Source organism: Streptomyces sp. S6, assembly GCF_054880855.1.
Map to the genome: position 1 here is coordinate 14,518 of NZ_JBTYMC010000004.1, position 11,195 is coordinate 25,712.

Sequence of the window (11,195 nt, forward strand, 5' to 3'; positions counted from 1 at the left end):
CCGACCCTGAAGTACTACGGGTCCCCCATGACCCACCCCTCACCCCACCGTCCACACCCGCGCCGTGACCACCTCCGCACCCCGTACCTCCGCCGCCGCCTCCCGATCCACCGGCAGATACACCCGCGCCGCCGGATCGGCCGCCAGTACCCGGACCGTCAGCGGCTCCCCCTCGGTCAGCAGGTCGAGCCCGATGTCCCAGGGCCGTCCGGAGTAGAACTGGTCGGCGACGAGCCGCTCCCCCACATAGGCGCGGGCGACGTCGCCGCGCCAGTGCAGCCGCAGCACACCGCTCCGGCCGGCCACTGGGCCCGGGACCCGGACCTGGTGGACGGCGGCCGACCGCTCGTACCACTTGTCGTCCGGCGCACTGGCCCGCTGGAGGACGCCGGTCGTGGGCGGGGGCGGGTCCCCGGCGGGCCGGAGCAGCTCGACGACCGGTACGGGCACGGGCCGCCCTGTCGGGGGCAGGTCCACACCCCCCGCCCCCGACAGGGTGTACCGCGTGAACACCCCGTCCGGCGCCTGGGCGACCTCCGCCCCCTCCCCCGCCGGTATCCGCTCCGGCTCCGGCAGCACGGCGAAGGAGACCGTCTCCCCGCTGCCCGCCGTACGCCCGTGCAGCCGCACCTCGTCGCGGTGCGTGTCGAAGACGACCCCCTCCGCGCAGAGGACCAGCCGCTCGGCACCCCAGGCGACCCCCTTGTAGGCGGTCCGCGCGGTGGCCGCGTCGAGGACGAGCACGGCGACCCGCTCCTCGTCGAGGTTCTCCACCTCGATCCACGCGTCGGTCCCGGGCCGGACGCCGGTGATCAGCACACCGCTGCCGTCCTCGTAGGCGGGCCCGATGTCGGCGCCCTCCGGTGTCGCGACGACCCCCACCCCGCCACCGAGGGCGACCTCGACCGGCACGCCCTCGGTGGCCGCCAGCACCAGTACCGTCCGGTCGTCGTCCCGAACTGTGCACACCGGCTGAGCGGTTGCCCACTCGATCCGCAGCCCCGCGAACGGCATCCTGAACGGCCAGCAGAAATACGCGCCTCGGGGGACGGTGAAGCGGCGGCTCGGGAAGGTGAGCCCCCCGATGTCGAACACCGTGCCAGGATGCTCGGCCAACTCCTCGTGCGGCTGATGGTTGTTGACGAACAGGAACCCGCCGTCCCCGTCGGTCCGTACGGCCCACCGCAGCGTCTCCCGGTCGTGCTGCCCTGCGGGCCCCGCCGCCGGGAACACGGACTCCATCGGTGCGATCCGCTCCCCGAACTCCGCCAACAGCAGGTGCTGGAGGCGGAGTTCGTCGTACGAGTCCCGGTACTGGCCGTACTCCCCGAGCGGCGCCTGGAAGTCGTACGTCAGGACGGGAAGGTCGTTGGGGTAGCCGGTCGCGTGGGACTCCTGGAGTCCGGGCGCCGGGTTGGTGCCGCCGTGGAACATGTAGTAGCCCTGCCACACGGACCCGCAGCCGATCTTCGTGAGCCCGAGCGCCCCGACGTCGGTGGCGTCGACACGCGGCCGGCGGTGGTAGGCGACGGCCATCCCGCCGCCCAACTCGCAGGTGGCCCAGGGGAATCGCTCCGCGTAGACAGCGGAGTCGACACCCCGGACGGTGGTGGGCCGCAGGTCGGCGCCGATGCCCTCGTCGTCCCGCTGCGGCGTGAAGAAGAAGTGTTTGCGGCAGGTGTCGGACCATCCCCCGTCGGCCTCGGTCCAGAAGGTCTCGGGGTAGCCGCCGTAGAGCGGCATCAGCTCGTCACCGGGAAGCTGGACGCCGCCCCAGGCGGTGGAGGTCCACAACGGCGCACTCAGTCCGGCCTGTTGGGCCATCCGCTTGAGCGTGAGCAGGTGCCCCGGCTGGTCGTACAGCTCGTTCTCGATCTGGATCGCGACGATCGGACCGCCCGACGCCCGCTCCAGCCCGGCGAGTTGAGCCGCTATCGCCTCGAACCAGGGCTGGACGGCGGCGAGATAGGCCGGGTCGTCGGTGCGAGGTGCGTCGGTGCGGGCCAGCACCCAGTCGGGCAGGCCCCCGTTGCGGACCTCCGCGTGGGACCAGGGGCCGATCCGGGGGATGAAGTCGAGACCGTGCCGAGCGCAGAGTTCGGCGAACCGGCGCAGGTCGAGATCACCGTCGAACCGGGGTGCACCCTCGCCCTCCTGGTGGTGGATCCAGATGACGTACGAGGCGACGGCGCTCACCCCGGCCGCCTTCATCTTGAGGAGTTCCTCCTCCCAACTCCCGCTCGGGCTACGGGAGTAGTGGAACTCACCGGAGACCGGGAACCAGGGCCGCCCGCCCCGCGTGAGCCACCGGCTGGTGACCTGGATCGGGTCGGGGACGCCGGGGGCGTCGGAGAAGGGGAGGTGGCCGGTGCGGGGCGGGGCGGAGGGCGGGGGCAGGCCCAGTCGGTGCGTCACGGGTCACTGGCCTTTCGGGCCGAGGTCAGGGGCGTCGACGAGACGGGCGTGACGGCTGGCGGTCGCCTGGAGTTCCAGGACGATCAGGGTGTTGGTGCCGGACCGGAGGACGGGGGCGGGGACGTACAGGGTCTGCTGCGGACCCCGGTTCCAGTAGCGGCCGAGCGAGAAGCCGTTGATCCACGCCTGTCCCTTCGTCCACCCCGGCAGGGAGAGGAAGGTGTCGGCGGGTTCGGCGACCTCGAACGTCCCCCGGTGGAAGGCGGGTTCGGCGCACCCCTCGCTCTCCGCCTCGGCGTAGAGGGCGTCCCCGAGAGGCGCGTCCATCGGCAGCGGACGGCACTCCCAGCCGGTGACCGGCATACCGTCGAAGGTGACCGGTCCGAGCAGCCCCTTGGGGGCCCCGATGCGCGGCCCGTAGTTGACCCGCCCCATGTTCTCGACGAGCACCTCCAACACCGCGCCCCTGCGCAGCACTTGAACCGGCAGGCTGACCTCCCGCCGCTCGTTCTCCAGCACCCCGACCGGCGTGCCGTCGACGTACACCTGGGCCCGGTCCCCCACCCCGCCCTCGAAGTGCAGCACCCCGAGGCCGTTCTTCGGCAGGGTGCTGCGGTACAGCACGTACCCTGCCCGCATCCCCAACTCGTCGGCGGTGATGGGGTTTTCGGTGCGCACGGTCCGCCCCGACAGCTCGGAGAGGTACGGCAGCAGCGGTGCACGCTCGCTCAACTCGACCTCGGTCACCGGAAGTTTCACCGACGGTTCGGGCAACTCCTCAGGCACCGGCGCGTACTTGGCGATGACCTCGCGGAACGCGTGGTACTTCGGTCCCGGGTCGCCGTTCTCGGTGAGGGGGGCGTCGTAGTCGTACGAGGTGATGGTGGGGGCGTACGTGTGGTGGTGGTTGGCGCCGTTGGTGAGGCCGAAGTTGGTGCCGCCGTGGAACATGTAGATGTTCACGGAGGCGCCGGCCGCGAGCAGCTTGTCCAGGTCGGCGGCGACGTCGGCGGTGTCCCGGGTGTGGTGCGGGCCGCCCCAGTGGTCGAACCACCCGATCCAGAACTCGGCGCACATCAGGGGCCCTTCGGGCTGGTGCTCCCGCAGGGTGGCCAGCGCGGTGTCGATCTTCCCCCCGAAGGTCCCGGTGGCGAGCACCCCCGGGATCCCGCCGGCCTCCTGGTGCTCAGGGTTCACCTGGTCGCAGGTGAAGAGGAGTTCGTCGATGCCGCGTGAACGGAACGCCTCCACCAGGTGCTTGAGGTAGGCGGCGTCGTTGCCGTACGCCCCGTACTCGTTCTCGACCTGCACCGCGATGACCGGCCCGCCGGACGCCGCCATGTGCGGAAGCAGCGGAGGCAGCAACAGATCAAGGTACCGATCGATGATCGCCGTGAACTTCGGGTCACTGCTGCGGAGTTGGACGTCCGCCTCCGACATGAGCCAGTGCGGCAGCCCGCCCCCGTCCCACTCCGCGCAGATGTAGGGCCCCGGCCGCAACAACACCTTCAGCCCCTCCGCCTGCGCCAGCCGCAGGAACCTGGGCAGATCGAGCAGCCCGTCCAGCACCAGCGTCCCCGGTTCCGGCTGGTGCAGGTTCCAAGGGACGTACGTCTCAACGGTGTTGAGCCCCATCAGCCGCGCCTTCCGCAGCCGGTCCGCCCACAGGTCCGGGTGCACCCGGAAGTAGTGCAGCGCCCCGGAGATGATCCGGAAGGGCTCACCGTTGAGCTCGAAGGATGTAGGGGTAGTGGTCAGGGCGGACATGGGGGTCCTTCCGGAGAGGGGGGTAAGGGACGGAGAGCAGGCAGCACCCTGAGAACGCGCCACGAACACACACCCTCCCGGGGACGGCCCACATCATCGTGAGCGGCTCTCGAAACCTCCGACGAGCGAAAATGTTACCGGTAACATCGACGTCGTCAACAGGGTTTGTACGAGGGTTTGCGAAAGGGGGTGGGCGGAGCGATACGGGAGGGGACCTACCCCTCCGCGAAGAAGCTCCCGCTCCGCAGCCGCTCGTACGACGCCTCGGCCCGGACCATCCAGGCGTCCACGTCAGCCGCCATGGAGGGGAACTTCTCCTTCAGCGGCTCAGCCAGGGCCGAGATCTCCTCCCAGGAGTCGGCCAGATACGTCTCGTTCTCCAGCCCGATCGCGACGGCCACCCGAAACGGGTCGTCCGACCTGAGCCAGCGCCGGGCCGTCTCCGTCATACGGGCGACGTCCTCGGCATCGATGATCCACGCCATGGAGAGGAGCTGTTCGGAGATGTAGCCGGGGACGACGCCGGGAGCCCGGTGCTCGACCAGGAAGTCCATGACGTCGTCGATCTTCACGGGTCGTGGCCTCCGTGGCGGGGTGGCACCGTCAGCCGTGAGGCCGGCCGTGGGCAGATCGCCACCGAGATCAGCGGGCAGGGGCACGGTCTCACCGTACTTGCCGTGCACCACGCTGTTGTACTGCCCCTCCCCCGGCCTGCCGAACAGCGACCACGTGCCCGACCGAGGATCGATCTGCAACAACCGCGGAACGCCCGCCGCCGCATACCAGGCGGTCTTCTCGTTGACCCCCTTCAGGCGCTCGCCCGGGGAGATGACCTCTACGACCAACTCAACCGCGTCGGCGTCGAGGAGCCAGCCGTCGTCGTCACGGAACGCTTGGAGGCCAACGGTGAGGTCCGGGGTGGCGTAGTCGTCGGGATCACCCGGCATCGGGACGGAGATGTTCGCGAACACCTCGTACTCAGGTGGGAGTTGCGGGCGGATGGCGTCACGCAGGTCTATGACGATCCCTGCGTGCCTACCGCTCGACCTCAGGGAGATCAGGAGTGCCCCACCGATGATCTCCACTCTCGCGCCCGTGAGTTGCTCGATACGCCCCGCAGCTTCTCGGAGGCGGCCACGACGCACGGGAATCAGGGGACGGGCAGGAGTACTCACACGTGCACCTCATCGCCCGTCGGCGAGTTCCTTCAAGTCGAGGACCTCGAAAGAGTGAAGCCTGCGGACCATCTGCGATGCGAGGTACCAGCGCAGACAGGGGTGACCGTACGGAAGGGAGCCGATGTCGGCCGGGGCGGGGCGGATGCGGTGGCCGGTGCGTTCGTAGAGGGCGCCGACTACGCCGTGGATGCGGGGTGTGGGGACGAGGAGGACCGTCGGTTCTTCGCGGAGGTAGGGGCAGAGGGTGGCGGCGGTGCGGGCATGTCTGCGGCAGACGGGGGGTTGGGCGGTGAGGAGGTTGGTTTGGTGGGGGCGTAGTTCATCAGGGGCGAGGAGGAAGATGAACCCCTGTGCCGTGCGGGCGGGTTGGGCACAGACCTGACACAACAGGCGTTGCATGCACTCACGTTGGCGGACCGGATGGACGTCACGCCACCGGGGCTCGCCGACGGGAAGACCGTCGGATCCACGCCTCTGCGAACAGCGGGCCCACAGGACGTCCTGGAGGTCCCTGTCGCCGGGAAGTTCGCTGCGGTAACCGAGCCGGGGACGCCCGTCCGCTCCCCAACTCCCGCGCAACTCCTTGTGCTCGACAGGTTCCTCGCCCGCGCGACAGGTGATGTACGGGACGATCACGACGCCGCCTCCCCTGTCGCCTCCGCCCTCCACCACGCCGTGATGCGCAGCTCGGTGACGACTTCGAGGGCGTCGTCCACAACGGCGTCAAGTCCCCACGCCCGAACGCGAGTTCCGACGCCCCTTCGCACCCACCGCAGCTTCTCCGGTTCGACGAAGAGGGGCAACCGGAACTCGTGGTGCACCTGTTGGGTTTGTTGTGCCATGCCGCCTCCAGTTGGAGAGATGGCAGCCAAGGTCGGCCCAGGTCAGGGCAGTTGATGCCACCGAGTTCGGCCGGGCTGCCGGGGAACCAGAGTGGGGCAGCCCGAAGGTTCGCCGCAACATACTTCACGGAATAAGTCCCAACGAGTGAAGTCTCGTGAGACTCTGGCATATGCCGAGACGCGGGAAAGAGTCCCTACGGCTTACGGCGCACGACAGACTTGGTCCCGATCAAGGAGGGAATGTGGCGAGTCGACAAGGCCCAACGCTCAGGCAGCGCAAGCTCGGTGCGGATCTCAAGCGGCTTCGTGAGGCCGCAGGCATCGCACAGAAGGACGCAGCTGCCGAGCTCGACGCCCAGCAGAGCAAGATGTCCAAGATCGAGACCGGCAGACTTCGTCTCCGCCGGCTGGAACTCCAGGCACTGCTCGACCTGTACGGCGTGACGGACGCCAAGGTCCGCACGGACCTGATCACCCTGCTGAGGGAGAGCGGGCAGACGCAGTACTTCCCGGAGTACGACCTCCGCGTGGACGCGCGCGAGATGGTCGAGCTGGAGTCGGAGTGCACGCGCGTCGAGGCGTTCGCGTCGATGTACCTGCCGGGATGGCTCCAGATACCGGAGTACGCCGCCGCGATGATCCATGGGCTTGAGCCGTGGCGCAGCTCAGAAGAGGTAGAGCACTACGTCGGTCTGCGGATGGAGCGGCAGAAGGTTCTGGAGAAGGAGAACCCGCCGCAGGTGATGTGCATCCTCGACGAGGGTGTCGTACGCAGGCCGGTAGGCGGCCCCGGCGTCATGAGCAAGCAACTGGCCCACCTACTCACGCTGGCCACGCGCCCCCACGTCACTATCCAGGTCGTGCCGTTCGAGCAGGCGGTCTACGGTGGACTTCACGGCTCCTTCAGGACCATCATCAACGATGACGCCACCACCTTGGATGTCGTCGAGATCAGCACCTGGTCCAAGTCCCTGTACATGCAGGACGCCGCCGACGTCGAGGTACACCGGAAGCTCTTTGACGAGATTCGCGCAGCCGCCCTATCGTCTCGTCATACCGCCGACTTGATCAAGCTCGCGATGCGGGACTTCGAGAGAAGCTAAGAGGAAGCCGATGATCCGCAGGAACCTCCCGACCGACGGCTGGCGCAAGAGCAGCTACAGCGACGGAGGTAACGCCCAGTGCGTTGAATACCTGCCCCTCGACACGGGCGAAGTTGCGGTCCGCGACTCGAAGGCCCCCTCCAACGGGGCCTTCGTCTTCCCTACCTTGTCATGGGTGTCCTTCATCGACGCGGTGAAGCACAACGAACTGCCGGGCACCTGACCAACCAGGAAGAAGCCAGGAGGAACTCATGCTCCGCAGGAACCTCCCGACCGACGGATGGCGCAAGAGCAGCTACAGCGACGGAGCCGACGCCGACTGCGTCGAATACCTCCCCCTCCCCGCCGGCGAGATAGCGATCCGCGACTCGAAGACCCCCTCCCACGGGGCCTTCATCTTCCCCGTCCCCACCTGGCTGACCTTCGTGCACGCCATCAAGTCGGACCACGTCCGGTAACTCACCCGCACCGACGAACCCTGATGTCGCCGGGTGAAGACGTCCGTATGCTGGCCGTATACCGCATGTCGGGGTCACACCGAAGACTCCCGGTCGGACGAGGAGGTGAAAGGGAATGAGCGTTGCCATCGACCACACCGGGCCCTGGACCGTCGCTGATGTCCTGGCACTACCCGAAGACCGCACCGTCCGTTACGAGCTGCTGAGGGAGTCCCTCGTGGTGTCCCCCGCCCCCGGCGTCGCCACCAGCGGGCCTCGTTCCGTCTCCACGTCGCCCTTGACACGGCCGCCCGCGCCGTTGGCGCACCAGTGGAGATCCTGGAAGGTGTCAACGTCGTCCTACCGTCCGGGCTGGTCGTGCCCGACCTGGTCGTAGCCGACGCCGGCGCGACCGCCGACGACCCCGTCACCTTCGGCATCGAAGCGGTCCAGCTCGTCGTCGAACTCGTCTCCCCCGGCAACCGCACCATGGACCGCAAGATCAAGCCCCTGCTGTACGCGGAGGCCGCAGTCCCCCACTTCTGGCACCTGGAGTTCGACCCCGCCCCGATGCTCGCGGTCTACGAACTGGAAGGCGGCCGGTACGTGGAACGGACAACAGCTCTGACAGGCGCGACCACCCACCTGGGCACCCCGTTCCCCATCAAGATCGACCCGGCCACGCTCTCCCGCCAGTAGCGCCGAACCGAAGCAGTAGCCCTACGCCAGGGGCCCGCACCACCTCAGGAAGTCCGAATTCACATATCAAGCGGCTTCGTCGCGCGGGGTGAGACTGATGGTCAGGTCGGCGCCGAGAGCCTGAGCCAGACGGCGCAGAAGGGGAAGCGTGGGCACGGTCCCGCCGCCTTCGAAGCGGGAGATCTGCGGCTGCTTCATCCCGCACCGCTCGGCCAGTTCGGCCTGGGACAGCCCGAGTTTGATACGCCGGTCGTGGACGAGTCGCCCGAGCTCACGGGCGAGCACGGAAGGCGGGTCCTGCATGATTCCTCCCCGCCTCAGGCCGCCGGGACGATGGTGACGGTGGGCTCGTCTCCGCCGGCGAGGTGTACGTCCACCGTGAGGTCCAGTGCGCGGGCCAGGCGCATGATGACCGCGATGGGCGGCAGCTCGGTGGCCGTCTCGATGCCTTCGATGTCATCGACGTCGACATGCATACGCTCGGCGAGATCGACCTCACTCAGGCCCAGCTGCTTACGCCGGTCGTAAACGGCCTTGCCCAACGTCATGGCGAGGCCGGCCTCTTCGTAGACCCGGTCGTACTCAGGATCGGCGTCCGGGTGTTCGCCCGACATCTGGCGGTGGCGACGAGTCCTCCACTCACTGTGGTTCATCGACTCTCCCGCTTTTCAGTACCCTCTATCCCTCCACCAACTCCACTCGAATGAGCTCAGCACCTCCCAGATAGAGCATGCATCCCGCATCATCCTCCTCCGATTTCTCCAGCGGAATCACATAGAGCCCCGCAGTAGGTGCGGGAGTCCAGCCAAGATTGCGCGGAGGGTCATATTTTTCATAATGCCCGACATGGAGTCGTGTCGGGGGGATGGAAATCATACATTCATCTCCCGCATGAAGTTCGGAAGCGGCCGGTTCAAGCCTGTACGGAATCCATTCTGCATCAGACTCGTCACAGGGAAGGGAATATGTACCATCCCACCGGAAGTTCGAGGAGTGGTCGATCACTCCCCATGGCCATTTCAAAGTGATGTGACGCGAGTTCACCGCGACCACTCGGGCACTTGCTGCTTCACAGGAGACGATAACCTCATCGCCGATCTGGAGAATCAGATTCATTCACCACTAACTCTAAATATGGACGGAGGAGACGCGCACGGAATCCACCGCCCGCATCCACTCATGTCAAGTATTGAGGGTTACACTAACCGGGTCAATCATCCCGCCAAAACACCCTGAATGGCGAAGCGTTTGGTCCGCCTCAGAATCTCGAACCACCGAGTACAAGCCCGTGACCTGACAGAGCTGAGTACTGCGATTGAACTCGCAGTGGCGGGTAGGCCGATCATCCGGCATCCATGTTCAGCCCGGTCTCGCCTCACCTGGACGCTGTCATGACGTCGCCCTGAAGCGAAACCCTCAGAAGCGATACCGAGTTGAGGTAGCACGGCAGTCTGTTGGGCACAGCAAGGTTCCGGCAATTCAACTCACCGTCACGCACTGCGCGTTCGGCATTCATGCGCTGACTGGAGCAGGGGGAGGGGTCATGATCCCGGGTACTCCCCGCCCTCTTGACCGAGCGTCCCGCCCGACACGACAGCTGTACTTGACGCCTGATGCAGACAGTCACGGACTCAACATATCTACCAGCTGAGAAACTTCCCGAATCTGCCTCGCATTCAGATGTCGCACATCCAAAATCAGGGCGGCCGTATCTGAATTCTCCGGCAAACGGATGTGATCTGTGGTTTGGTGCGAACCGGTCAAAGATTCCAGGACGGTGAGCGGAATACCGAGCACAACTGCGAAGCCGTTGAGGAGTTCAGAGTCGATCTCCCTGACGCCGCGCCCCACCGCACCGATGGTCGAGGGCGAAACACACACACCAGACATCAGGTACATCACCTGGGCCGCGGAGGACCATCCCATATTACGAAGGGCCAACATCCGCACGAAGAGGGAACCAAAACCCGGCGGGTACTGTTCATAAGGGCGCCGCTTCCTGAGAGAGACGGCTCGCGGCATCTCAGGCAGAGACCGGGCGAAGTCACGCAGCCGCTGCCCGTCAGTCGTCGGCAAAGAAAGGGCGCGTCGTACCAGCTTAGGCAGTTCGCGACCAGCTTCCTCATCGAAAAATAATGTATCGTTCGGATTTATCATTCCCGCGATGAGGAAGACGTCACAGCTCTGCATTTCGAGCCGCCCTGCCAGCCTCCGCAGGAATTCTTTACTCAAGGGTCGACCTGTATCAATCGGAGTCGACTCATCTTCAGGAAGTCCGACAGCCCGCCCAGTGCCGGATTCCTGGCTTCGGACAAGACGTGCCACGAGCGCGTCGACATCGGGATATTTCGAAGGGTCCACCACTACCGCCGTATCGGGAGGTAATCATTCGAATGTTCCACATCTTCCAGCCACGCGGAGCGGGTGGTCAGCTTCGGGTGGAGGCGGTCGAACACCGTGGTCTGCGCGGTGCCGTAGCGGTCGGTCACGGTGGCGGTCGCCACGTCCGGTTCACCCCAGGGGTCTCGGGGCGGGCGAACAGGCCGACCGGCGAGGTCACCGGCCCGTTCTCGCAGAGCATCGCATCGGTGACCTCGAACAGCGTGTCACCGCGTCGGGGGTGAGTGACCACGTGCGACGCGATGTTCGAGGCCCGGGGTTAAAAGTCAAGCTTAGACAACCAGCAGCTGCGCACTCTGGACATAGCCGAACGACTCCACGCCCTCCCGCACCACATCCACCGAGCCGTAGCCC

The 11,195-nt window shown here is 66.6% G+C and carries 12 protein-coding genes and 2 pseudogenes; 4 read left to right on the plus strand and 10 right to left on the minus strand.

Features of this window, described 5'->3' with window-relative positions:
* Positions 1-39 precede the first annotated feature (39 nt).
* The 5 genes from ACVNF4_RS00985 to ACVNF4_RS01005 form a co-directional block, all read right to left on the minus strand.
* Entirely contained in the window at positions 40-2,415 is a 2,376-nt protein-coding gene (locus ACVNF4_RS00985) for a beta-galactosidase (RefSeq protein ID WP_461800683.1), read from the minus strand.
* A gap of 3 nt (positions 2,416-2,418) precedes the next feature.
* Entirely contained in the window at positions 2,419-4,182 is a 1,764-nt protein-coding gene (locus ACVNF4_RS00990) for a glycoside hydrolase family 35 protein (protein ID WP_461800684.1), read from the minus strand.
* Between the two features lie 215 nt (positions 4,183-4,397).
* Complete coding sequence (locus ACVNF4_RS00995) at positions 4,398-5,327, minus strand: Uma2 family endonuclease (RefSeq protein WP_461800685.1); 930 nt, start codon at positions 5,325-5,327, stop codon at positions 4,398-4,400.
* Between the two features lie 39 nt (positions 5,328-5,366).
* Positions 5,367-5,996, minus strand: a complete 630-nt coding sequence (locus tag ACVNF4_RS01000) for a hypothetical protein (protein ID WP_461800686.1) — start codon at positions 5,994-5,996, stop codon at positions 5,367-5,369.
* Positions 5,993-6,202 carry a hypothetical protein gene (locus ACVNF4_RS01005; RefSeq protein ID WP_461800687.1) on the minus strand — a complete coding sequence of 70 codons (210 nt, stop codon included), beginning with the start codon at positions 6,200-6,202 and terminating at the stop codon, positions 5,993-5,995. Before ACVNF4_RS01005 ends, ACVNF4_RS01000 begins: the two co-directional genes overlap by 4 nt.
* A 242-nt stretch (positions 6,203-6,444) precedes the next feature.
* Between ACVNF4_RS01005 and ACVNF4_RS01010 the strand changes: the two genes are divergently transcribed.
* From ACVNF4_RS01010 to ACVNF4_RS01025, 4 genes and pseudogenes are all read left to right on the plus strand, one after another.
* On the plus strand, positions 6,445-7,305 hold the full coding sequence (locus ACVNF4_RS01010; RefSeq protein ID WP_461800688.1) for a helix-turn-helix domain-containing protein: 861 nt from the start codon (positions 6,445-6,447) through the stop codon (positions 7,303-7,305).
* Positions 7,306-7,315: 10 nt separating this feature from the next.
* Positions 7,316-7,528 (plus strand): DUF397 domain-containing protein, encoded by a 213-nt coding sequence (locus ACVNF4_RS01015; RefSeq protein ID WP_461800689.1) that lies wholly within the window; start codon positions 7,316-7,318, stop codon positions 7,526-7,528.
* A 28-nt stretch (positions 7,529-7,556) separates the two neighbouring features.
* Positions 7,557-7,763, plus strand: a complete 207-nt coding sequence (locus ACVNF4_RS01020) for a DUF397 domain-containing protein (protein ID WP_461800690.1) — start codon at positions 7,557-7,559, stop codon at positions 7,761-7,763.
* 264 nt (positions 7,764-8,027) lie between these two features.
* Positions 8,028-8,441: pseudogene (locus ACVNF4_RS01025) on the plus strand (Uma2 family endonuclease); the annotation flags it as partial.
* Between the two features lie 66 nt (positions 8,442-8,507).
* Here ACVNF4_RS01025 and ACVNF4_RS01030 read toward each other — a convergent pair.
* From ACVNF4_RS01030 to ACVNF4_RS01050, 5 genes and pseudogenes are all read right to left on the minus strand, one after another.
* Positions 8,508-8,723, minus strand: a pseudogene (locus ACVNF4_RS01030) (helix-turn-helix domain-containing protein); the annotation flags it as partial.
* Positions 8,724-8,758: 35 nt separating this feature from the next.
* The gene (locus tag ACVNF4_RS01035; protein WP_461800691.1) at positions 8,759-9,094 is read right to left on the minus strand and encodes a helix-turn-helix domain-containing protein; all 336 of its coding nucleotides are present in this window, start codon (positions 9,092-9,094) and stop codon (positions 8,759-8,761) included.
* A 25-nt stretch (positions 9,095-9,119) separates the two neighbouring features.
* Positions 9,120-9,557 carry a hypothetical protein gene (locus ACVNF4_RS01040; RefSeq protein WP_461800692.1) on the minus strand — a complete coding sequence of 146 codons (438 nt, stop codon included), beginning with the start codon at positions 9,555-9,557 and terminating at the stop codon, positions 9,120-9,122.
* Between the two features lie 507 nt (positions 9,558-10,064).
* Positions 10,065-10,802 carry a hypothetical protein gene (locus tag ACVNF4_RS01045; RefSeq protein WP_461800693.1) on the minus strand — a complete coding sequence of 246 codons (738 nt, stop codon included), beginning with the start codon at positions 10,800-10,802 and terminating at the stop codon, positions 10,065-10,067.
* A 2-nt stretch (positions 10,803-10,804) separates the two neighbouring features.
* Positions 10,805-10,945: a hypothetical protein gene (locus tag ACVNF4_RS01050; RefSeq protein ID WP_461800694.1), complete on the minus strand. Its 141-nt coding sequence runs from the start codon at positions 10,943-10,945 to the stop codon at positions 10,805-10,807.
* Between the last annotated feature and the right edge of the window lie 250 nt (positions 10,946-11,195).